This window comes from Massilia sp. CT11-137, assembly GCF_047302885.1.
GTDB lineage: Bacteria > Pseudomonadota > Gammaproteobacteria > Burkholderiales > Burkholderiaceae_D > Telluria > Telluria orientalis.
The window spans coordinates 2148844-2173064 of record NZ_JBKYMP010000001.1; the positions used below are offsets into that span (position 1 = coordinate 2148844).

14 protein-coding genes are annotated in these 24221 nt (G+C 67.2%); 10 read left to right on the top strand and 4 right to left on the bottom strand.

Annotated features, from left to right (window positions below):
- Positions 1-27: 27 nt before the first annotated feature.
- From ACEN98_RS09695 to ACEN98_RS09715, 5 genes are all read left to right on the top strand, one after another.
- Positions 28-1413 carry a replicative DNA helicase gene (locus ACEN98_RS09695; protein WP_413337931.1) on the top strand — a complete coding sequence of 462 codons (1386 nt, stop codon included), beginning with the start codon at positions 28-30 and terminating at the stop codon, positions 1411-1413.
- A gap of 76 nt (positions 1414-1489) precedes the next feature.
- Entirely contained in the window at positions 1490-2116 is a 627-nt protein-coding gene (locus tag ACEN98_RS09700; RefSeq protein ID WP_056136743.1) for a DUF47 domain-containing protein, read from the top strand.
- A gap of 22 nt (positions 2117-2138) precedes the next feature.
- Positions 2139-3149, top strand: a complete 1011-nt coding sequence (locus ACEN98_RS09705; protein WP_413337933.1) for an inorganic phosphate transporter — start codon at positions 2139-2141, stop codon at positions 3147-3149.
- A 130-nt stretch (positions 3150-3279) separates the two neighbouring features.
- A complete protein-coding gene (locus tag ACEN98_RS09710; RefSeq protein ID WP_413383838.1) occupies positions 3280-4233 on the top strand; it encodes an IS1595 family transposase in 954 nt (317 codons plus the stop codon).
- A 420-nt stretch (positions 4234-4653) separates the two neighbouring features.
- A complete protein-coding gene (locus ACEN98_RS09715) occupies positions 4654-7749 on the top strand; it encodes an alpha-1,6-glucosidase domain-containing protein (protein ID WP_413383840.1) in 3096 nt (1031 codons plus the stop codon).
- A 64-nt stretch (positions 7750-7813) separates the two neighbouring features.
- Here the strand turns inward: ACEN98_RS09715 and ACEN98_RS09720 are convergent, their stop codons facing one another.
- The 3 genes from ACEN98_RS09720 to ACEN98_RS09730 are packed head-to-tail and all read right to left on the bottom strand — an operon-like array spanning position 7814 to position 11382.
- A complete protein-coding gene (locus ACEN98_RS09720) occupies positions 7814-8062 on the bottom strand; it encodes a hypothetical protein (protein WP_413383842.1) in 249 nt (82 codons plus the stop codon).
- Between the two features lie 36 nt (positions 8063-8098).
- Positions 8099-10480, bottom strand: coding sequence for an ATPase, T2SS/T4P/T4SS family (locus tag ACEN98_RS09725; RefSeq protein WP_413383844.1), 2382 nt, complete (start codon positions 10478-10480; stop codon positions 8099-8101).
- A complete protein-coding gene (locus tag ACEN98_RS09730; protein ID WP_413383846.1) occupies positions 10480-11382 on the bottom strand; it encodes an MBL fold metallo-hydrolase in 903 nt (300 codons plus the stop codon). The genes ACEN98_RS09725 and ACEN98_RS09730 overlap by 1 nt, the downstream gene beginning before the upstream one ends.
- Before the next feature lie 212 nt (positions 11383-11594).
- Between ACEN98_RS09730 and ACEN98_RS09735 the strand changes: the two genes are divergently transcribed.
- From ACEN98_RS09735 to ACEN98_RS09755, 5 genes are all read left to right on the top strand, one after another.
- On the top strand, positions 11595-13214 hold the full coding sequence (locus tag ACEN98_RS09735; protein WP_413383848.1) for a GAF and HD-GYP domain-containing protein: 1620 nt from the start codon (positions 11595-11597) through the stop codon (positions 13212-13214).
- Complete coding sequence (locus ACEN98_RS09740) at positions 13211-15439, top strand: CHASE2 domain-containing protein (protein ID WP_413383850.1); 2229 nt, start codon at positions 13211-13213, stop codon at positions 15437-15439. Before ACEN98_RS09735 ends, ACEN98_RS09740 begins: the two co-directional genes overlap by 4 nt.
- 238 nt (positions 15440-15677) lie before the next feature.
- Positions 15678-17252, top strand: coding sequence for a ShlB/FhaC/HecB family hemolysin secretion/activation protein (locus ACEN98_RS09745; RefSeq protein ID WP_413383852.1), 1575 nt, complete (start codon positions 15678-15680; stop codon positions 17250-17252).
- Between the two features lie 10 nt (positions 17253-17262).
- A complete protein-coding gene (locus tag ACEN98_RS09750; protein WP_413383854.1) occupies positions 17263-21360 on the top strand; it encodes a filamentous hemagglutinin N-terminal domain-containing protein in 4098 nt (1365 codons plus the stop codon).
- Complete coding sequence (locus tag ACEN98_RS09755; RefSeq protein WP_413383857.1) at positions 21326-22108, top strand: FecR domain-containing protein; 783 nt, start codon at positions 21326-21328, stop codon at positions 22106-22108. Before ACEN98_RS09750 ends, ACEN98_RS09755 begins: the two co-directional genes overlap by 35 nt.
- Positions 22109-22272: 164 nt before the next feature.
- On the opposite strand, the gene ACEN98_RS09760 is transcribed toward ACEN98_RS09755, so the two are convergent.
- A complete protein-coding gene (locus tag ACEN98_RS09760) occupies positions 22273-24090 on the bottom strand; it encodes a PhoH family protein (protein WP_413383859.1) in 1818 nt (605 codons plus the stop codon).
- Positions 24091-24221 lie beyond the last annotated feature (131 nt).

Genomic DNA, 24221 nt, shown 5'->3' on the forward strand with positions numbered 1-24221 from the left:
TGATCGGGAACGGGTATAATGCCGGCCATGAACACCTCAGCAGACCCGCAGATCGAGTCGCTCCGCATTCCCCCGCATTCCATCGAAGCAGAACAGTCCGTCATTGGCGGCCTGCTGCGCGATAACGCGGCGTGGGACCGCATTGCCGACTTCATGCATGCGGAGGATTTTTACCGCTACGACCACCGGATCATCTTCGAACAGATGGTCCGCCTGATCAATGCCGGCAAGCCTGCCGACGTGATCACGGTGTACGAGGCGCTCGTCCAGCTCGGCAAGGCCGAGGACGTCGGCGGCCTCCAGTACCTGAATGCGATGGCGCAGAACACGCCATCCGCCGCCAACATCCGCCGTTATGCCGAGATCGTCCGCGATCGCGGCGTGTTGCGTCAGTTGATCACCGTCGCCGACGAGGTGTCCGGCAAGGCCTTCAATCCGCAAGGTGCCGAGGTCAAGCAGATCCTCGACGAGGCGGAATCGCGCATCTTCGCGATCGCCGAGCAGGGCGCCCGCGGCGCCCAGGGCTGGCTGCCCGTCCAGCCGCTGCTGACCCAGGTGGTCGAGCGCGTGGACGAGCTGTACAGCCGCGACAACCAGGGCGAGATCACCGGCGTCCCGACGGGCTTCACCGATCTCGACAAGATGACGTCCGGCCTGCAGCCGGGCGACCTCGTCATCGTCGCCGGCCGTCCGTCGATGGGCAAGACCGCGTTCTCCGTCAACATCGGCGAAAGCGTGGCCGTCGATGCCGGCCTGCCGGTCGCGATCTTCTCGATGGAGATGGGCGGCGTGCAGCTGGCGATGCGTATGCTCGGCTCCATCGGCCAGCTCGACCAGCACCGCCTGCGTACCGGCAAGCTGCTGGACGAGGATTGGCCGCGCCTGACGCACGCGATCCAGAAGATGAACGATGCGCAGATCTTCATCGACGAAACGCCGGCGCTGAACCCGATCGAGATGCGCGCCCGCGCGCGCCGCCTGGCCCGCCAGTGTGGCAAGCTGGGCCTGATCATCGTCGACTACCTGCAGCTGATGCAGGGCTCCAAGCCGGGCGACAACCGCGCGTCCGAGATCTCGGAGATCTCGCGTAGCCTGAAGGGCCTGGCAAAGGAACTGGGATGCCCGGTGATCGCGCTGTCCCAGCTGAACCGCTCGCTGGAACAACGTCCCAACAAGCGTCCCGTGATGTCCGACCTGCGCGAATCGGGCGCTATCGAACAGGATGCGGACGTGATCATCTTCCTGTATCGTGACGAAGTTTACAACCCGGACTCGCCCGACAAAGGCACTGCCGAGATCATTATCGGCAAACAGCGTAACGGCCCGATCGGCGCCATTCGCGTGACCTGGATGGGCATGTACACCAAGTTCGGCAATTACACCGGCAACCTGAGTGTTTATCAGGGCGATTAAGCCGGGAGCAGTCAACGATCGCGGCATCGCCGCGACTTTCAAAGAAGTCCCAAGAGATTTACCCAACGGAGAACCTATGTTTGGACGCCTGATGCCCACGGAGGGCAAATTTTTCGACCTGTTCAACCAGCACGCCGCGTTGTGCGTGAAGGGTGCACAAGAGATGGTCGGCCTGATGACCAACTTCGACGACCTGGAAAACCGCACGCACGCCGTGGAGAGCATCGAAAAACAGGCGGACAAGGTCACCTACCAGTGCGTGGACCTGCTGCACAAGACGTTCATCACGCCGCTCGACCGTGACGACATCCACAAGCTGATCACCCGCATGGACGATATCCTCGACATGATGGAGGACGCCGCCCAGACCATCTCGCTGTACGACCTGCACGCCGTCACGCCGGAAGCGAAGCGCCTGGCCGAGCTGTGCCTGGCGTGCTGCGAAAAGGTCCAGCAGGCCGTCGGCATGCTGCACAACATGGACAACGCCCAGAAGATGGTCGCCATCTGCGAAGAGATCGACCGCCTGGAATCGGACGCCGACCACGTGATGCGCGCCGCCATGTCCAAGCTGTTCCGCGATGAGCCGGATGTGCGCAACCTGATCAAGATGAAGGCCATCTACGAAATCCTCGAGACCGTGACCGACCGCTGCGAAGACGTTGCCAACATCATCGAAGGCATCATCGTCGAGAACGCGTAACGACCGGAACAACAAGAACAACATGAACTCTCTTCATATCAGCATTTATGTGCTGGGCCTGCTCGTCTTTTTAGCGCTGGTCTTCGACTTCATGAACGGCTTCCACGATGCCGCCAACGCGATCGCGACGGTGGTGTCGACCGGTGTGCTGCGTCCGCAGACGGCCGTCGCGATGTCCGCGATGTTCAACTTCGTCGCCATCTTCACCGTCGGCCTGCACGTGGCGTCGACGGTGGGCAAGGGCACCGTCGACCCGCACATCGTCGACCACTACGTCGTGTTCGGAGCGCTCGTCGGCGCCATCATCTGGAACATCATCACGTGGTACTACGGCATCCCGTCCTCGTCCTCGCACGCCCTGATCGGCGGCCTGGTGGGTGCGGCCGTCGCCAAGAGCGGCACCGGCGCGCTGGTCGGCGGCGGCCTGCTCAAGACCGTGCAATGGATCATCCTGTCGCCGCTGCTGGGCTTCATCCTCGGTTCGCTCGTGATGCTGGCCGTGTCGTGGATCTTCGTGCGCACCCCGCCGCGCAAGGTCGACACGTGGTTCCGCCGCCTGCAGTTGTTCTCGGCCGCGGCCTACAGCCTGGGCCACGGCGGCAACGACGCGCAGAAGACCATCGGCATCATCTGGATGCTGCTGATCGTGGCCGGCGTCTCCAATGCCGGCGACGCCGCGCCCCCGCTGTGGGTGATCATCTCCTGCTATACGGCGATCTCGCTCGGCACGCTGTTCGGCGGCTGGCGCATCGTGCGCACGATGGGCCAGAAGATCACCAAGCTCAAGCCGGTCGGCGGCTTTTGCGCGGAATCGGGCGGCGCCATCACGCTGTTCCTCGCCAGTGCGATCGGCGTGCCGGTGTCGACGACGCACACCATCACGGGCGCCATCGTCGGTGTCGGCTCGGCGCAGAAGGCGTCGGCCGTGCGCTGGGGCGTGGCCGGCAACATCGTATGGGCCTGGGTCTTCACCATCCCCGCGTCGGCGTTCATGGCGGCGATCGCGTGGTGGATCGGTACGCACATCCTGTAAGCGCATCGCGCCACCATCGAAAAGCAGCCTGCGGGCTGCTTTTTTATTGGCTGTGTTCGCGCTAGTTATGTGAACTGTAATTCGTTGCAGAGGTCATACGCATCGTCGAGTTAACTCATGAGGAGTGGCGATGCGCGGCCTGACGTTCGACGAATTGTTCGCCATGTTGCTGGCGGTGCAGTTGTCGCCAGACGACCTGGTCCGGCTACGGGAATGGATCGGCGGCATCGCGGATCCGGCCGAGTGCATCACCCTGATCGAGCAGGCGGCGGCGGGCCGGCCGTGTCCGCACTGCGGCTGCGGCCGCAAGCACCGCTGCGGCCAGGCAAGCGGACTGCAGCGCTTCCGTTGCCTCACATGTGGGCGCAGCCACAACGCATTGACCGGAACGCCGCTGGCGCGGCTGCGCAAGAAGGAGCTCTGGCTGCCGTATCTGCAATGCTTGCTCGAATCGCGCACGGTGCGTGATGCCGCGCAAGTCGTCGGTGTGCATCGTACGACCAGCTTCCGATGGCGCCACCGGTTCGTGCCCGGTGCCATGCGCGACCGGCCGGCAACGCTGTCGGCCATCGTCGAAGTCGACGAGACGTATCGGCTCGAATCGCAGAAGGGGGCACGGAATCTCGCGCGGCCGCCGCGAAAGCGGGGTGGCGTGGCCAAGCGGCGGGGTATCAACCGGGAACACGATTGCCTGCTCATCGCGCGCGACCGCAACGGCCGTACGCTCGATTTTCATACGGGGCGCGGCCAGGTGACGGTGGCGCAATTACATGAGTGCCTCAAACCCGTGCTGCCGGACGACGTCCTCTTGATCACCGACGGCGCCATCGTCTATCGGCATTTCGCGGAGCAGGCCGGCATCACGCATGAAGCGGTGAACGTGAAAGCGGGCATCCGGGCGCGCGGCGCGATTCACATTCAAAACGTGAATAGCTGGCACAGCCGCTTCAAGAGCTGGCTGGTGCGGTTCCGCGGCGTGGCGAGCCGCTACCTGATCCATTACTCGGGCTGGCAGCGCATGCTGGACGATCGTCGGCTCACGAAGCCGGCCCATCTGCTGTGCGCTGCGGTCCAGCTCGGCTAGGCGAGCGGGTTACCGAATTATCGCGAACACAGCCTTTTTATTTCCCAAACCCGCAGTCAATCCCCAGCTTTTGGAAATTGCCCAAATTCGGGGTCAGAGCACATTTTCCCGCATTTTCCCGCAGATTCGGGGTCAGAGCACTTTTTCGAAAGATGCGCAGAAGCGACGCTGCTGCGATCACTGACCACGTTGGCCGTCGTTTTGTGCCCGCAGCGCACTCGGAATTTCTTGCAGTTTCTTCCCTCAAAAAGGGCTCTGAACCCGAATTTGGTTTTTGCGCCACATTTCGGAGTTTCCTTTTCATTTTTGCTAACGTAAGTAGTAATATTACAGGCGATCGTCGGCCAGCGTTGCCGTCCGGGCCACGCCCGCCGGTCAGAATAAGAATGAAGAGGGGACAATATGATATTCAGAAGTAGTTTGACTTCATGGCTGGGGCTCGCCGCGGCCGCCTGCGCCAGCATGCTGCTGGCCGGTTGCGGCGTCGGCGATTCCGGCCAGCAGGCCACCGAGTCCGGCACCCGGCTGCTGGCGGCCAGTGCCACCACGGCCGCACCCGTCGCGCCGGGCAGCATTCGCATGCACTTTCACCGCGTCCAGAACGACACGGCCCAGTGGGGCGTATATTCGTGGGATGGTCCGCAGCATCCGAGTTCGGCGTGGATCAGCGACCGCTTCATGTTCACCGGTACCGACGGGTTTGGCGGCTACGTGGATATTCCGCTGGCCGCGGGAAAGAGCGCGATCTGGTTCCTCGTCACCGACGGCAATGGCAGCAAGAATTGCGGCGCCGACCAGCACGCCGACCTGGATGCCGATGTCGCCACGAAGGGCCAGGAAGCCTGGATGCTGGAGGGCGACTGCACCGTGTACGCCACCCAGCCTGCATTCAGCTTCGGCAATCTCGCGTTCGCCAACGCCCAGTGGCTCACCAGCACGACGCTGGCCTGGCCGGGCGTGCCCACCGGCGCCAGCTACAAACTGTTCTACGCGGCGAACGGCGGCCTGGCGCCGACCCAGGGCGGTGACGTGGGCCTGACGGGCGCCGAACGCGCCTTCGACCTCACCGTATCCGCGCTACCGGACGCCATTCGTCAGAAATATCCGCACCTGGCCGGCGCGACCGGCCTGCGCCTGAACGACGCCGATGCGGCCAGGGTCGCATCGCTGGTCAGCGGCCAGTTCGCCATCGCCCAGTACGACGGCGCCGGCAGCCTCGTGCAGGTAACGTCGCTGCAGACGGCCGGCCTGCTGGACGATCTGTACGCGGCGCAGGCGGCGCAGGCCCAGCTGGGCGTGACGTTCGACCGCAGCGGTCGCGCGACGTTCCGCGTGTGGGCGCCGACGGCGAAATCCGTCGCGCTGAACCTGTACGCGAGCGCGAACGCGGCGACGGCGACGACCGTCCCGATGACGCGCGACGCGGCCAGCGGCGTGTGGAGCTATGCCTCGAACGACCCGACGCTCGCCAACCGCGCCTACTACACGTACACCGTGCAGGTGCTGTCGCGCTGGGCCGACAACAAGATCGTGACGAACACCGTGACCGATCCGTATTCGCTGAGCCTCTCCGCGAACAGCGCGCGCAGCTTCGTCGCGAACCTCGACAGCCCGCAACTGAAGCCGGCCGGCTGGGACGACCAGCGCATCCCGAAACTCGATGCGCCCACCGACATCGCGCTGTACGAGCTGCACATCCGCGACTTCTCGGCATCCGACACCACCGTGCCGGCCGCCCACCGCGGCAAATACCTGGCCTTCACGGACGGCGACGCCAACGGCATGCGCCACCTGAAATCGCTGCAGAAGGCGGGCATGACGCACGTGCACCTGATGCCGAGTTTCGACATCGCCAGCGTCAACGAAAAGGGCTGCGTCACCCCGGCCATTCCGAGTGCAGGCGCGGATTCGACCGCGCAGCAGGCCGCGGTGGCCGCCGTGGCGGACACGGACTGCTTCAACTGGGGCTACGATCCGGTCCACTACAATGCGCCGGAAGGCAGCTATGCGACGGATGCCGACGACGGCGCCGTGCGCGTGCGCGAGTTCCGCGCGATGGTGCAGGCGCTGCACGAGACCGGCCTGCGCGTCACGATGGACGTCGTGTACAACCACACGAGCCAGTCGCAGCAAGGCCCGCTGTCGGTCCTCGACCGCATCGTGCCGACCTATTACTACCGCCTGGCCAACGACGGCCACATCCTGAACGACAGCTGCTGCGCCGACACCGCGCAGGAAAACGCCATGATGGGCAAGCTGATCATCGATTCCGTGTCGCTGTGGGCGCGCCAGTATAAGGTCGACAGCTTCCGCTTCGACATCATGGGCCTGTCGCCGCTGGATCTCATCAAGCGCCTGCAGGTCAGCGTCAACCAGGCCGCAGGCCGCGACATCTACCTGTACGGCGAAGCGTGGAACTTCGGCGCCGTCGGCAACGACGCCCGTTTCGTGCAGGCGCGCCAGGCCAATATGGCGGGCACCGGCATCGGCTCGTTCAACGACCGCATGCGCGACACCGTGCGCGGCGGCGGCTGCTGCGACGGCGGCCAGGCACTGATCAAGGAGCAGGGCTTCATCAACGGCGTGTACACGGACCCGAACGCGCTGTCGACGCAGACCCGCGACGATGCGCTGCGCCTCGCGGACCTCGTGCGCGTCGCGCTGTCCGGCACGTTGCGCGACTACCGCTTCACGGACCGCTTCGGCAACGTCCGCACGAACGCGCAGATCGATTACTTCGGCCAGCAGGCCGGCTTCGCGGCGAGTCCGGCCGAGACGATCAACTACATCGAGGCGCACGACAACCAGACGCTGTTCGACATCAACGCGTTCCGCCTGCCGCAATCGACGCCGCTGTCCGACCGCGTGCGCGTGCAGACCCTCGGCGCCGCGATCAACGTGCTGGCGCAGGGTATTCCGTTCTTCCACGCCGGCCAGGAAATCCTGCGCTCGAAATCGCTCGACCGCGACAGCTACAACGCGGGCGACTGGTTCAACAAGCTGGATTACAGCTACGCATCCAACAACTTCGGCGTCGGCCTGCCGATGGCGGGGCAGAACCAGGACAACTGGTCGCTGATGGCGCCGGTGCTCGCCAACCCGCTGATCAAGCCGGACACGCGCGCGATCCTCGCCGCGAAGAACGCGTTCGAAGACTTCCTCGCGATCCGCGCGGACAGCACGCTGTTCCGCCTGCGCACGGCGCAGGACGTGATCGACCGCCTGAAGTTCTACAACGTGGGACCGAACCAGGTGCCGGGCCTCGTCGCGCTGAGCATCGACGGTACGCGCTATCCGGGCGCCCAGTACAAGGCGGTCGTCGTCGTGTTCAACGTCGACAAGATCCCGAAGACGATCGCGATCCCGGAACTGAAGGGCCGCAAGCTGCAGCTGCACCGCATCCAGCGCAACGGCAGCGACGACATGGTGAAGGCGTCGTACTTCGAGCGCAACAGCGGCATCTTCGCGATCCCGGCGCGCACGGCGGCCGTGTTCGTACACAACGCGAACGACTGATCGGGGGATAATGAAAAGGGCCGGGGATGCGATCTCCGGCCCTTTTGCCATGGCGTGCCGCGGCTCAGGGCTTGCCGGCTGCCCAGTTGTTGGTGCCGCTGCCGTTGGTGCGGTCGTTCTCGAGCGCCTGCTTGTCGACGATCGTCAGGTTGTCCGTGCGGCTCGGCGCCTTGCGCGGGATGAGGGTTCCGGTCGGCGTGTAGCTCGAATCGAGGTAGGTGTTGCCACCTTGCGTCGGTTTGGCGCCGTCGGCGGCGCAGCCGGACAGCAGGGTGACGGTGGCCGCCAGGATCGGCGGAACGATGCGATTCATCACGTTACTCTCCTGTGGTGAGTTGCGGTTGGCAGGTCATTTGATGCAGACGGCACGCACCATCTTGATGTCGGTGACGCCGCCCAGGATCTTCTCGATGCCGTCCATTTTCAGGGTCAGCATCCCGTCCTCCAGCGCGGCCGCGAGCAGGTCGGCCACGCGCGCGTGCTCGGTCAGCAGGCGCTTGATACGCTCGCTGCCCAGCATCAGTTCATGCAGGCCGACGCGCCCGCGGTATCCCTTGTTGCACTCGGCGCAGCCCACGGCGCGGTACAACGTGAAGCGTCCCGTGGCGTCGCCGTGGCGCTGGCGCCAGCCGGCCAGCACGGCCGCGCGCGCGGCCTGCGGGTCCGTCTTGTACAAGGCCTGGCCGCGCAGCTCTTCGCAGTACTCGTCGAGCAGCGTCTCCACCTCGGCGTCGTCCGGGCGGTAGGGCTGGCGGCACGCGGTGCACAGGCGGCGCGCCAGGCGCTGCGCGAGGATGCCCAGCAGGGCGTCGGCAAAATTGAATGGGTCCATGCCCATGTCGAGCAGGCGCACGACCGATTCCGGCGCGCTGTTCGTGTGCAGGGTCGAGAACACGAGGTGGCCCGTCAGCGAGGCCTCGATGCCCGTGCTGACGGTCTCGCGGTCGCGCATCTCGCCGACCATGATCACGTCCGGATCGGCGCGCAGGAAAGCGCGCATGACGGTGGCGAAGTCGAGGCCCGTCTTGCGGTTGACCTGCACCTGGCGCAGGCCCTTCTGGGTGATCTCGACCGGGTCCTCGGCCGTCCAGATCTTGGTCTCCGGCGTGTTCAGGTGCGCGAGGATCGAGTGCAGGGTCGTCGTCTTGCCCGAGCCGGTCGGCCCGCACACGAAGAACAGGCCGTACGGCTTGGCCACGGCGGCCTTCAGGCGCGCCAGGTTGTGCGGCAGGATGCCCAGGCTGTCGAGCGGGATCGGTTCGCCGGCCTGCAGGATACGCATCACGACGTCCTCGACACCGCCGCTGGACGGGATCGTCGCCACGCGCAGCTCGATGTCGAGCGGGCCGTACTTGCGGAAGCGGATCTTGCCGTCCTGCGGCTTGCGCCGCTCGGAGATGTCGAGATCGCACATGATTTTTACGCGCGCGACGAGGGCGTTGCGGTAGCTGGACGGGATCTCGATGTACGGCACCAGTATGCCGTCCTTGCGGAAGCGGATGCCCGTCTTGCCGCGGCCCGGCTGCGGCTCGATGTGGATGTCGGACGCGCCCTGGCGGTGCGCGTCGACGATGATCCGGTTCAGCAGCTTCACCAGTTCGTTCTCGACGGCGGCCGAGACCTCGGTGCTGCCGCCCTCCGTCTCCTCGTCCGGATCGCCGTCCTCGTCCAGGTGCGACAGCAGTTCGCCCACGCTCGTGTCGTCGGCCACCGCGCCGCCGAAGAACTGGGCCACGGTCTGGCGCAGGTCGTGGCGGGTCGTCACGCGCCACGCGATGCGCGCGCGGCCGAACACCTGCGCGGCGATGTGGCTGGCCGCCACGCGTTCCGGGTCCAGCGCCATCAGCACGAGGCCGTCGGGGCCGTCTTCCAGCGGCAGCCAGCCGTGTTCGAGCGCGTATTGCGGCTTCAGGTTGCGCAGCAGCTCGACGGGTTTTACACGCTCGGCGCGGAACGGTTCGTAGGGCAGGCCGCAGTATGCCGCCAACGCCTCGCCGATCTGGGCCGGCTTCAGGTGGAAGTCGGACAACAGCACGTCCTCGATGTCGGCATCGCGCTCGCGCGCGAGGCGCGTGGCCAGTTCCAGTTCCTGCACGGCGAGGACCGCGCGCGTGACGAGGGCATCGTAGCGGCCGCGCGGCAGCGGGGCGCGCAGGCGCTGGCTGAACGCGACGACCAGGGTGTCGCACAACTGCTTCACGCCGTCCAGGCACAACTGGGGGAACGGGCCGCCGGCGCGGTGGTTGATGAACTGGACGACGCCGAGCAGCGCGCCGCCGGCGTCGATCAGCGGCGCCACCAGCATCTCGCGCGTGCGGTAGCCCGTGCGCTGGTCGACGCCGCGCTGGAAGCGCAGCGTGGGTGCCAGGCGCCGCAGTTCGGCCTCGTCGTAGACGTCGGCGATGTTGACGGTCGCGCGCGCCAGCGCCGCGAAGCCGGCGATGGAGCCGGGGCCGATCGGCAGCTGCAGGTGGCGGATTTCGGACAGGCCGGTCTTGACCTTGGCGACGAGGGCGTCCTGCGCCGGTGTGACGGCGTACAGGGTAAAGCGGTCGGCATCGAACAGGTCGCAGAAATCCTGGCCCAGGTCGAGCATGATCTGGTCCAGGTTGGCGGTGGCGTGGATCCTCGTGGTGATCGCCTGCAGGCGGCGCTGGAAGTCCAGGCGCCGCGCCGTGTCGTCGGGCGCGCGCCGGTCTCCCTTGCGCTGTTCCACGAAGTCGCCGCTCATCAGAGTTCCACTTCCAGGCCTTCGTAAGCAAGCGTCACGACGAGGCCGTTCAACCGGTCGCGCCAGCGCGCGACGGCCTGCGCGAACACGGTTTCCAGCTCGTCGTCCGAGCGGGTCGGCTCGTGGTGGGTGCAGTACAGGCTGCGCGCGCCGACCTTCAGCGCCAGCGCGATGGCGCCGTCGAACGTGCCGTGGCCCCAGCCCTGCTTGGCGGGATATTCCTCGAGCGTGTACGAGCAGTCGGCGACGAGCGCGTCGACCCCTTCCATCGCGTGTTCGATCTCGCGCTCGCGCCGCTCGATCTCGCGCTGGGCCGCGTCGTAGTCCGCGCTGGCGGGGGCGTGCGGATTGAAGAACGGTTCGTGGTCGCCCGTGAAGAACATGGCGCGGCCGTTGCATTCGACGCGGTAGCCCAGGTTCGTCACGGGGTGGTTCATCACGACGTTGTGCACGACCACGTCGCCCACGGCGTGCGGCACGCCGGTGTCCAGGGTCCGGTAATCGATGGTGGCGTCCATCCGTTCCTCGCTGACGGGGAAGTAGCTGTTCTGCAGCTGCACGCCCATCACATGCTCGATGCCCTGGCCGGTGACGGGATCGTGGGCGCCGTGCAGGCAGACCCGCGTGCCCTTCACGAACAGCGGCGTGAAGAAGGGCAGGCCGTGGATGTGGTCCCAATGGCTGTGCGTGATGAAGATGTTGGCGCGTACGGGCGCGCCGTCTTCCGCGCGCCGGCGCATCAGGTGCTGGGCGAGCGCGTAGATCCCCGTGCCGGCGTCCAGCACCACGAGGGTGCCGTCGTCGCCGCGCACCTCGATGCACGTGGTGTTGCCGCCGTAGCGCACGGTACGCGGCCCGGGGGCCGGGATCGATCCGCGTACTCCCCAGAATCTGAATTTCATTAGGACTCCCCTTGCTGTGCAGCCTCGTCGTCTGCTCTGTTTTTTTTGTCGCGGCCAGGCCAGCACCGTTGCAATATATGTCAGATCATAACGTTTATTTGTAACTGGTTATCTGGAATTTGCAATTATGCATCGGTTGGTGTACAGCAGGGCGTAATGACGTTACACTGTGGTAGAATTTCACAGCGGCAACTAATGTGGCGATACATCACATGCAAGAGCTCACCCCGGCCAATATCGTAGAGCGCCTCGACCTGCTCACGGAGGTCAGCGTCGCCCTCGGCGACGGCCATGACATCGGCGCCTTCCTCGACCGCATCCTGAAGGTCGCCAAGAGCATGACGCATGCGGACGGCGGCACGCTGTACCGCCCGAGCAGCGACGAGCGCAGCCTGTGCTTCCACATCTCGCTGAACGACACGCTGGAGATGTACCAGGGCGGCGCCAGCGGTGTGTCGATCGACCTGCAGCCGATTCCCCTGTACGACCAGCACGGCAACAAGAACCTCGCGTCGGTGGCGGCCTATGCGGCCAACTTCCACCAGTCCGTGAACATCGCCGACGTGTACAAGGCCGACGTCTTCAACTTCTCGGGCATGCGTTCGTTCGACCAGACGTTCGGCTACCGGTCCAAGTCGATCCTGACGGTGCCGATGACGAACCACGAGGGCGAACTGCTCGGCGTGCTCCAGCTGATCAACGCGAAGAACCGGGACACCGGCGAGATCGGCGTGTTCTCCGATACCGACCAGCGCTTCATCGAGGCGCTGGCGGCGCAGGCGGCCGTCGCGCTCACGAACCAGCAGCTCGTCGTGCAGATGGAACAGCTGCTGGAAGCCCTCGTCAACCTGATCAACATCGGCATCGACGAAAAATCGCCGTACACGGGCCGTCATTGCCAGTTCGTGCCGGAGCTGACGATGATGCTGGCCGAGGCCGTCCACGAGACGCCCATCGGGCCGATGGCGTCGTTTCGGATGAGCGACCGCGACCGCCGCGAACTGTGGCTGGCCGGCCTGCTGCACGACTGCGGCAAGATCACGACGCCGGTCCACGTCGTCGACAAGGCGACGAAGCTGGAGACGATCTTCGACCGCATCCACATGATCGATACGCGCTTCGAGGTGCTGTTGCGCGACGCCGAGATCCGCGCGCTGAAGGAGCAATGCCAGCCCGAGGCGAACCGCGCCACGATCGCCGACCGCCTCGCGTCCGAGCAGGCGCGCCTGCGCGCGGACCGCGACTTCCTGCGCCAGGCGAACATCGGCGGCGAAGGCATGTCGCCCGACGACCAGGAGCGCGTGCGCCGCATCGCCGCGGTTCGCTGGACGGGTCCGGACGGCGTCGAGCGCGATTTCCTCGACGAGGACGAGGTACGCAACCTGACCGTGCGCTTTGGTACACTCAACGACGATGAACGCAAGATCATCAACAACCACATCGTCGTGACCATCCGCATGCTCGAATCCCTGCCCTGGCCGAAGCACCTCAAGAACGTCCCGGAATACGCCGGCGGCCACCACGAGCGCATGGACGGCAAGGGTTATCCGCGCGGCCTCACGCGCGAGCAGATGTCCGTGCAGGCGCGCGTGATGGCCATCGCCGACATCTTCGAGGCCCTCACGGCGCGCGACCGTCCGTACAAGAAGGGCAAGTCGCTGTCCGAATCGCTCCACATCCTCGGCAAGTTCGCCCTCAACGGCCACATCGACCCGGACCTGTTCGACATCTTCGTGCGCCAGAAGGTGTACCTGAAATTCGCGCGCAAGAACCTGGATCCGTCGCAGATCGACCACGTCGACGAGGCCGCGATCCCGGGTTATACGCCGTGAAGCTGCTGCGGCGCTACGGCGCGCGCTGGGCACTGGGGCTGGCGCTCACGCTGGCCGCGCTGGCGTACGTGATGGGCATCTGGAGCAGCCACGCGATCGCGCGCCAGGACACCATCATCGGCGATTTGCGCATGCGCCTGGAGGCGCCCGTGCTCGATCCGCGCATCGTCATCGTCGACATCGACACGAAAAGCCTGGGCGAGGTCGGGCGCTTTCCCTGGAGCCGCAACGTGCTGGCGAAGCTGGTCGACCAGCTGGCCGGCCGGTATGGCGCCGCCGCGATCGGCTTCGACATCTCCTTTCCCGAGCCGGACACGAGTTCCGGCTACGCGGTGCTGGACCGCCTGGCGGCGCACGAGCTGAGGGACGTTCCCGCGCTGCGCGCGCAACTGGCGCAACTGCAGCCGGCGCTCGACTACGACGGCCTGTTCGCCAAGGCGCTGCAGGGGCGGCCCGTGGTGCTGGGCTATAACCTGGCCGCCGTGAAGCGGGGCGTGCTGCCGGCGCCCGCGTTCACGGCGGCCGACCTGCAGGGGCGCGAACTGGTCGCCTACGCCGCCGATGGCTACGAGGCCAACCTGGCGCGCCTGCAGGCGGCCGCGCGCGGCGCCGGCAGCTTCACGGTGATCTCGGACGACGACGGCATGGTGCGCTCCAGTTCGCTGCTGCAGCAGATCGGCGCGGGCTACTACCCGTCGCTCGCGCTGGCGACGGCCGCCGTGTACCTGGATGCCGGCAAGATGACGCCGGACTTCGGCAAGTACGATGCGGACAGCGGCGCCGCCGACGCCATCCGCGTGGTGGGAACGCGCGGCAAGCGCCGCATCCCGGTCGGCCTGGGCCTGCTCACGGCCGTGCAGTTCCGCGGCACGGGCGGGCCGCAGGGCGGGGCGTTCCGCTACGTGTCGGCGGCGGACGTGCTGGCGGGTCGGATCGACCCGCGCGTGCTGAAGGGCGCGATCGTGCTGGTGGGGACGACGGCGCCCGGCCTGCAGGACTTGCGCGCCACGCCCGTCAACAAGGAGTACCCCGGCGTCGAGGTGCACGCCAACGTCATCAAGTCGATCCTCGACCAGCACTACAAGACGCATCCCGACTACGCGTCCGGCATCGAGTTCGCCCAGGTGATCGTCGTCGGGCTGGCGCTGTCGCTGCTGCTGCCGGCCCTCGCGCCGCTGGCGGCCGTGCTCACGTCCGGCTTCGCCTTCGCGGCCGTCGTGGGCCTCAACTGGTACGCCTACCGTGCGCTCGACTGGACGACGGACATGTTCATCTGCCTGTTGCTGATCGCCGTGCTGTTCGTGCTGAACCTGGCGTGGGGCTGGTTCTTCGAGCACCGCAAGGGCCGCGCGCTCGTCTCGCGCTTCGGCGAATACGTGGCGCCGGAACTGGTCGCGCAGATGGCCGAGAATCCGGAAGCCTATACGATGGAAGGCGAAAGCCGCGAGCTGTCCGTGATGTTCGTCGACGTGCGCGGCTTCACGACGATTTCGGAAGGACTGTCGCCGAAGGCGCTGCGCGAGTACATCAATCTCTATCTCACCGCGATGTCCGAGGACATCCGCGGCAGCCACCAGGGCACACTCGACAAATACATCGGCGACGCCGTGATGGCTTTCTGGGGCGCGCCCGTCGCCTTTGCCGACCACGCGAGCCGCGCGGTGGCCACGTCGCTGCTGATGCAGGCCAGCGCGGCGCGCCTGAACGAGGATTTCCAGCGGCGCGGCTGGCCCCCGCTCGCGATCGGCATCGGCATCAACTCGGGCCTGATGCACGTGGGCGACATGGGCTCCGCGATCCGCCGCGCTTACACGGTGATGGGCGACGCGGTGAACCTCGGCTCGCGCCTGGAAGGCATCACGAAGGTGTACGGCGTCGGGATCGCGGTCGGGGAGGCCACGCGCCTGGCCGCGCCGGAATTCGTCTACCGCGAACTGGATCTCGTGCGCGTAAAGGGCAAGAACGAGCCGGTGGCGATCTTCGAACCGCTCGGCAAGCCGGCCGATCTCGATCCCGCCGTGCTGGACGAACTGGCCGCGTGGGATGCGGCGCTGGCCAGGGTGCGCATGCGGGACTGGGATGGCGCGCAAGGCGCGATCGCGGCGCTGCACGCGGCGCATCCGCAGCGCGCGCTCTACGCCCTGTATCTGGAACGGATCGCGCACTGGCGTGCGGACCCGCCGGGGGCAGGGTGGGATGGGGTGACGACGTTCGAGACGAAATAGCCCGTTTCGTAAGACACCGTCGTTCCCGGCTTGGTCGCGGAAATTGGGCCCCCGCCTTCGCGGGGGCGACGGCGGATGTATCGGTCGCACAACGCGGTATCCGGTATTCCCCCCATCCCGTGGGGAAGAAGCCGGCATTCTCCATTATTTTTCTCTCAAGCAAGTAAAACCTCTTTACACTCGTCGAGGGGCCCGGGGATGCATGGGCCAGAACAATAACGATATGGTCATCCACAACATGAAACTACGCTTGGCACGCCTGGTCGCGGGCTCGGTGCTGGCTGCCGCCGCCGGCGCCGCCTGGGCCGACGATGCGATCCGGTTCGAGATCAGCCGCTACGACGTGAGCGGCAACACGCTGCTGCCCGCCGCCGACGTGCAGGCCGCCGTCGCCCCGTACACGGGCGCCGGCCGCGACTTCGGCGACGTCCAGCGCGCCCTGGAAGCGCTCGAGGCGCTGTACCACGCGCGCGGCTGGAACGTCGTCACCGTCCAGTTGCCGGAACAGGAACTCAATGGCGGCGTCGTGCGCCTGCACGTCGTCCAGACGAAAGTGCGCCAGGTCGAGGTGACGGGCAACCGCTGGTTCTCCGAGGCGAACGTGCGCGCGAGCCTGCCCACGCTGGTCCCGGGCGCGACGCCCAACCTGGCCGAGGTGTCGCGCAACCTCCGGCTCGTCAACGAGAACCCGGCGAAGAAGGTCAAGCTGAGCCTCGCCGGTGCCGACGCGAATGGCGAAGACGCGGTCGACGCGAAGGTCGAGGTGGCAGACGAGCGCCCGTGGAAGGTGATGTTCAACGCCGACAACACGGGCACCGAATCCACCGGCAAGACCCACGCGGGCGTGCTGCTGCAGCATGCGAACCTGTGGGGCCGCGACCACGTGGGCACCCTGCAGTACACGACGACGGCCGAGCGCCCGGACCGCGTGGCCGTGTGGGCCGCCGGCTACCACGTGCCGCTGTACGCGCTGGGCGATTCCATCGACCTGTTCGCGAGCTATTCGGACGTCGACTCGGGCGCCGTCAATGCCGGGCTGTTCGACCTCGCCGTGAGCGGCAAGGGCACGGTCTACGGCGGCCGCTACAACCACGTGCTGCCCAAGCGCGGCAACCTGGAGAGCCGCATCGTCCTTGGTTTCGACGTCAAGGCCTACCGCAACAACGTCGTCTTCGGCACGCAGAACTTCGGCAACGACGTCACCGTGCGTCCGCTGAGCATCGCCTGGGCCGGCACCCATGCGACGGCCGACGGCCAGGCCGATTTCTCGATCGCCCTGCTGCAGAACGTGCCGGGCGGCGCGCGCGGCAGCGCGGACGACTTCGCGGCCGTGCGCAGCGGCGCCAGGGCCGGCTACCGCATGGTGCGCTTCGCGGCCGCCCTCACCAGCATCGTGGCCGCCGACTGGCAGACGCGCGTGCTGCTGAACGGCCAGTGGACGCATGATGCGCTGGTGCCGGGCGAGCAGTTCGGCGCCGGCGGCGCGACGACCGTGCGCGGCTTCGGCGAACGCGATCTCGCGACGGACACGGGCATCGTCTCCAACATCGAACTGTACACGCCCGACCTGTGCGGCCGCGTGGGCTGGCAATGCCGCCTGCTCGGCTTCTACGACACGGCCTGGGGCGAGCGCAATCGCGCACTCCCGGCCGAGCTGCATCGCACCGCGATCTCCAGCACGGGCCTCGGCCTGCGTGTCTCGGCGGGCAGCGCGGCCAGCGTGCAGCTCGACTACGGCCACGGCCTGCACGTCGGCCAGGTGGCGGCCACCAGCAGGAACAAGCTCCACGTGCGCGTGGCGCTCGCGTATTGAGGATCCATCCATGACTTCTTCCATCCAAAGACGGCTCGGTGCGCTGCTGCTCGCGGCGTGTTACTGCGCCACCGGTTCTGCCGCGCCCACGCTGCCGCAGGTCGTCGCCGGCCAGGCGACGTTCAACCAGCAGGGCAACGTGTTCTCGATCACGAACACGCCTGGCGCGATCATCAACTGGCAGAGTTTCAATATCGGCGCCGGCGAGGTCACGCGCTTCATCCAGCAGAGCGCGGACAGCGCGGTGCTGAACCGCGTGCTGGGCCAGGACCCGACGAAGATCCTCGGCGCGCTGCAATCGAACGGCAAGGTCTTCCTGATCAACCCGAACGGTATCCTGTTCGGCCAGGGGGCGCGCGTGGACGTGAACGGTCTCGTGGCCTCCACCCTGAACATCAGCGACGCCGACTTCCAGGCGGGCCGCAAGCGCTTCCAGGCGGGTACCGTCGCGGGCAGCGTGCGCAACGAGGGCACGATCGCGACGCCGTCCGGCGGCCAGGTCTTCCTGATCGCGCCGAATGTCGAGAACACGGGCATCGTCACGGCACCGAACGGCGACGTGATCCTCGCGGCGGGCCACAGCGTGCAACTGGTGGATTCGAACGATCCGGACCTGCGTGTGGAGCTTTCCGCGCCGGCCGGACAGGCCATCAACCTTGGGCAGGTGATCGCGCAGGGCGGCCGCATCGGCATCTACGGCGCCCTGGTGAACCAGCGCGGCGTCGTCAACGCGGACAGCGCCGTCATGGGCGCGAACGGCCGTGTCGTCCTGAAAGCGAGCCGCGCGGTCGCGCTGGACGCGGGCAGCGTGACGCGCGCTGCCGGTAGCGCGGGCGCGGACGGCGGCACGGTGCAGGTGCTGGGCCAGCAGGTGGATGTCGCCGCGGGCGCGGGCGTGGATGCGAGCGGCCGCAATGGCGGCACGGTGCTCGTCGGCGGCGGCTGGCAGGGCGGCGGCGGCATCATGCGCGCGCAGGCCACCACGGTAGCGAAGGGCGCCGTCATCCGTGCCGACGGCAGTGGTGGTAACCACGGCGGCAACGGCGGCAAGGTCGTGCTGTGGTCCGATGGCGCGACGGCGGCGCACGGCATCGTCTCGGCACGCGGCAGCGCGGCCGGCGGCAAGGTCGAGACGTCGGGCCATGTGCTCGACGTGGACGGCATCGCGGTCGACGCCTCCGGCAGCAAGGGGACGAACGGCACGTGGCTGCTGGACCCGTACGACATCGAGGTCGTGGCGGGCGGCGCGGCGGACACGGACGACGTCACCCGCCTGGCGCCTGCCACGCTCACGGCCCCCGGCACGGACGTCGTCCTGCAGGCGGAGCACGACCTCACCATCACGGACGCGCTGGACGCAGCCGCCAGCGTACGCGCGACGGCGGGTAACGACATCCGCGTCAACGCCCGGGTGAGCGCGGGCGGCGACCTCGATTTCCGCGCGCAGAATGCGTTCACGCTGGGCGCCAACGGCCTGCTCAAGACCGGGAACTACATCGACGTCAGCGCCAACCAGATCACGCTGGCGGGCAGTATCGCGGGAACCGGTGCCGGCACCGGCCAGTTGCCGATCCTGACCCTGACGTCGGCCGATCCGGGCCGCGCCATCCGCATCGGCACGGGGACCGGCAGCACGGGTGCGCTGGCGCTGGACGCCGCATCCCTGCAGCGCCTGAGCAGCAACCTGTTCGAGATCAACGTGGGCAACAGCGCGCACAAGGGCACCGTGTCCGTGGACAGCGCGCTCGCCGCGGCGACCAACGTGGTGCTGGAAAACGCCGGCGACATCCACATCGGCGCACCCGTCGACCTGACCGCGAACGCGGCCAGCCGCTTCATCGCGAGCCAGTACGCGCCGGGTGGCCGGATCGACGTCGCGGGCAGCGTGAAGGCAGCGAAATCCGTGCTGCTGCAGGGCGACTGGCTGGGGATCGGCGCGACCGTGTCCGCCGACAAGGTCACGCTGCAGCCCAACAGCGCGGGCACGCACATCGGCATCGGCGGCACGGGCCAGTCCGACGGCTTCATGATCGGCCAGGCGGCCCTGTCCAATGTGCGGACGAACGATCTCACGATCGGCGGGCTGGCCGGCGGCTGGGGCGGCATCGACGTCGACGGCGCCGCGAGCTTCGCGGGCGCGAAGCTGACCCTCGATGCGGGCGCCGGCGAGCTGGCGATCAAGGACGCGTTGGGTGCAACCGGCACGCTGGCGCTGACGTCGACCGCGGGCATCTATGAGCAGAACAGCGGCACCGTCAGGGCGGGCAATGTGGCGCTGCGCGGCGGCCAGGTGATTCTCACCGGCGCCAACGAGATCGGCACGCTGTCCGGCAGTGCGAGCGGCGACCCGTTCCACGTCGTGAACCGGGGCGCCCTGCGCATCGGCACCGTCGACGGCATGAGCGGCATCGCCGCGCCCAACGCCAGCGTGCAAGTCATCACCGGCGGTCTCCTGACGCTCGATGCCGGCATCACCGGCGCCGGCGCGACCCTGGACGCGGCGGGCATCGCGGGCAGCGGCCTGCTGCAGGCCGGCACGCTGACGCTGAAGTCCAGCGCCGGCATCGGCACCACGACGAGCCCGCTCAAGACAAGCACCGGTATCCTGACGGCGTCCAACCAGGGCACGGGCAGCCTGCCGATCAACATCGCCAATACGGGTTTCCTCGAGCTGCGCCGGGCCGTGCAGGACGGTGAGGGCAATGCTGGCGCGATCGCCATCGACAGCGTGGGCGGCATGATCGTGCCCGCGTTCGTCGAGACCAACGGCGCCGGCGAAGTACGGACCAACAGCGGCGACATCAGCCTCACGACGCACAGCCCGCTGACCATCGATGGCCGCGTGGCGACGACGAGCGGCAACGTGCGCCTCTTCGCCGACAATGGCGGCGTCCTCAAGATCAGCGACCGCGCCAACGTGATGTCGGTCACCGGCAACGTCACCATCACGGCAGGCACCACGGAGATCGCGCCGAACAGGGTCACGGGCGCGCACGTCGACATCATCGCCACGAACGATGGCACGACGACGCCGACCCCGACGCCAACGCCGACACTCGACGCCTGCCTCGCCGACCGCACCGCGGCCGGCTGCGCCCCCGTGCTGGCGGCCGCGCTGCAGGCCTGCACGGCGAATCCGTCCGCCCCGCACTGCGGCGAGATCATGCCGACGTACGAGACGTGCTCGGCCCAGCCCACCGCGCCGGGCTGCGGCCCCATCATCAAGGAACACGACGCGATCACCGCGTGCATGGCCGACCCGAAGGCGCCGGGCTGCACGACCACGTTGCCCGTGTACGACGTCTGCAAGACGGCGCCGGCGACCTATGGCTGCGCCGTCGTCATCAAGGAGCACGACGCCATCAGCGCCTGCATCGCCGATCCGAAGGCGCCGGGCTGCACGGCGACCTTGCCGCCGCTGGACCAGTGCCGCGCGGACGGCAGCGCCTACGGCTGTGCGGCCGTGCTGGCGCGCGCCCGGTTCGACGCCTGCCTCGCGAATCCGTCCGGCGCGGGCTGCGGCGACATCCTGCCGAAGCTGGACGTGTGCAAGCTGACGCCGTCGCTGGAAGGTTGTACGCAGGTGCTGGCGCTGGGCTTCCAGGCCTGCCTCGCGAACCCCCACGATGCGAGCTGCAGCGGCATCCTGCCCACGCTGACGCAATGCCAGGGCAATACGAAACTGCCCGGCTGCGACGCCGTGCTGCCGACCCTGGCGCAATGCATCGGCAGCCCGAGCCTGCAGGGCTGCGACGTGCGCCTGCCGAGCCTCGCCGTCTGCGCGGCGGCGCCGAACACGGCGGGCTGCGAGGCCGTGCTGCCGACGGCGTCGTTCTGCAGCACGCATCCGGGCGACGCCAGCTGCGTGATCTTCAGCGGCGGCGCCGGCGCCGGCCAGGACACGCAGGGCACGCCGGTGGCCCAGGCGGTACAGACGGTCGTCCAACTCATCAACACGTCGACGCCCACTAACACCGGCAGCGGTGCCGACAAGAGCGGCAAGGACGCGGCGGCCGGCAAGCCGGGCGAACGCCTGTCGGGCCTCGCGCAAGCGGAACAATCTGGAGTCAAGAATGAAAAACCTGCGACCAAAATGTACTGCAATTGAGGCGCTGGCCCGGGTCCTGCTGTGCGCCGTGCTGCTGTTCGGCGCAGGCGCGGCATGGGCAGGGCAGGCCGTGGGCATCGTGGAACACCTGAGCGGGCCGCTGATGGACCGCAAGGCCGACGGCACCGTCAAGATACTCGCAGCGAAGTCGGAAGTGGAGAGCGGCGACACGCTCGTGGCGGAGAAGAACACCTACGCGCAGATCCGCTTCATCGACAACAGCGAGATCACGCTGCGCCCCGGCACGACCTTCAAGATCGACAACTTCGCGTATGACGCCGACAAGCCGGAGGCCGACAGCGCCGCATTCAGCCTCGTGAAGGGCGGCCTGCGTTCGATCACGGGCCTGCTGGGCAAGCGCAACAAGGAGAAGTTCCAGCTCAAGACGCCGGCGGCCACGATCGGCATCCGCGGCACGACGTTCATCGCGCAGTGGGTCGAAGCCGCGGCCGCGGCGAAACAGGCGCCGGGGCCGGTCACGCCCGGTCTCGTGCCCGACCTGGCGCCGGGTCTGCACGTGGCGGTCCTGGACGGCATGATCGTCGTGACGAACCCGGGCGGCGCCCAGCATTTCCAGGCCGGCCAGTTCGGCTTCGTGCCCAACATGAGCGCGCCGCCGATCGTACTGCCGCAGAACCCGGGGCTGAAGTTCTCGCCGCCGCCGACGTTCAATATCGGTACGGGTGGACCGCTGGCGTCGCAGGGGCCTGCGGCGCAGCAGAATACGGTGGATTGCATCGTGCGCTAAGCCGAACGGCAAAACAACGTCGCCCCTGCGCAGGCAGGGGCCCAATTTTGCAAGCGCTGCGGTAACGCCAGCAAAATTGGGTCCCCGCCTTCGCGGGGACGACGAAGTAAAAAAAGCCTGTGCATCTTCCGATGCACAGGCTTTTTTGTGGGAGCGTACGACCGTTACAGCACGTCGCTCGCGTGATCCGCCAGGCGCGAACGCTCGCCGCGCGCCAAGGTCACGTGGCCGCCGTGACCCCAGCCCTTGAAGCGGTCGACCACGTACGTCAGGCCGCTCGAGCCCTCGGTGAGGTAAGGCGTGTCGATCTGCGCGATGTTGCCGAGGCAGAGGATCTTCGTGCCCGGGCCCGCGCGCGTGACCAGCGTCTTCATCTGCTTCGGCGTCAGGTTCTGCGCCTCGTCGATGATGAGGAATTTGTTCACGAACGTGCGGCCGCGCATGAAGTTCAGCGACTTGATCTTGATGCGCGAACGGATCAGGTCCTGCGTCGCCGCGCGGCCCCAGTCGCCGGCGTCGCCGTCGCCCTTCATCAGCACTTCCAGGTTGTCGTCGAAGGCGCCCATCCACGGCGACATCTTTTCTTCCTCGGTGCCGGGCAGGAAGCCGATGTCTTCGCCGACGGGCACGGTCACGCGGGTGACGATGATCTCGTTGTAGACCTTCGTCTCCAGCACCTGCGCGAGACCGGCGGCCAGCGCCAGCAGCGTCTTGCCGGTACCGGCCTGGCCGAGCAGCGAGACGAAGTCGATTTCCGGATTCATCAGGAGGTTCAGCGCGAAGTTCTGCTCGCGGTTGCGCGCCGTGATGCCCCACACGTTGTTCTTGTTGCTGGAATAGTCGCGCAGGGTCTGCAGCACGGCGGTCTTGCCGTTGATCTGCTTGACCTGGGCGTACAGCGGCGCTTCGCCGTTCTTCGGTTCCAGGTACACGAACTGGTTGACGAGCAGGGTCGGGATCAAGGGGCCCGTGATGCGGTAGAACGTGGACGAGTAGCCGCCCTTGATCTCCTGCCACGATTCGACGCCCTTGCCGTGCTTCGTCCAGAAGTCGTCCGGCAGCTGGACGATGCCCGAGTACAGCAGGTCGGTGTCTTCCAGCACGTGGTCGTTGAAGTAGTCTTCGGCGGCCAGGCCCAGCGCGCGCGCCTTGATGCGCATGTTGATGTCCTTCGACACCAGCACGATCGCGCGGCCCGGCTGCTCCGCTTCCAGCGCGCGCACGACACCGAGGATCTGGTTGTCGGCCTTGCCGGACGGGAGTCCCTCGGGCAGGGCGGCGCCGTTCAGGCGCGTCTGGAAGTGCAGGCGGCCCTTCGCATCCTTGTTGCCCAGCTTGGCCAGCGGGATGCCGGTCTCGATGGCGTCGTCGTCGACGTTGGCGATCAGCGCGTCCAGCGTGCGCGAGACCTGGCGTGCGTTGCGCGCGACCTCCGACATCCCCTTCTTGTGGTTGTCGAGTTCTTCCAGCGTCATCATCGGCAGGTAGACGTCGTGTTCCTCGAAGCGGAACAGCGAGGTCGGGTCGTGCATCAGCACGTTCGTGTCGAGCACGAACACCTTCGTGGTGCCCGACGTGTCGGCCTTGCGGCTCGCTTGCGACTTGACGTTGACCTCGACCGGCTTGTGCTTGGCCGGATGCGGTTCGTTCATGTCGGTCTCGCGCAGCTTGGCGCCGGCGCCTTCGGCCCTCGCCTTGCCGCGTTTCGCGGGCTTTTCGCCGCGTGCAGGCATCGGGGGCGTGGGTGGGGCAGCCACCGGCGTGTCTTCGCGCGCGGGCGCCTCGGCCAGCAGCGCGGCCTTCGACTTGCGCGGCTTCGTCGCCTTGGGGGCGGGCACGGCCGGGCCGCTGATCAGGTCTTCGACGGGGTCGTTTTCCGCTTTCGCGGTTGCGCGCACAGGCGTCTTGCCCGGTTCGGCCCTCGGGTAATCCTTGGCCAGCAAAATGGTTGCGGGCTTGGTGGGGAGTTTAGGCAGTGGCATCAGGTTCTCAATCCAGAAAAGAAGTCGGAAAAACGCTCCGCACGGCACGCGCGCGCCGTCGGGCAGACAGATGCAACTGGGAGGAGCTGCGAGGCGCCGGCGAAGCCCGGACGGGGGCCCTGGCCGGCAGC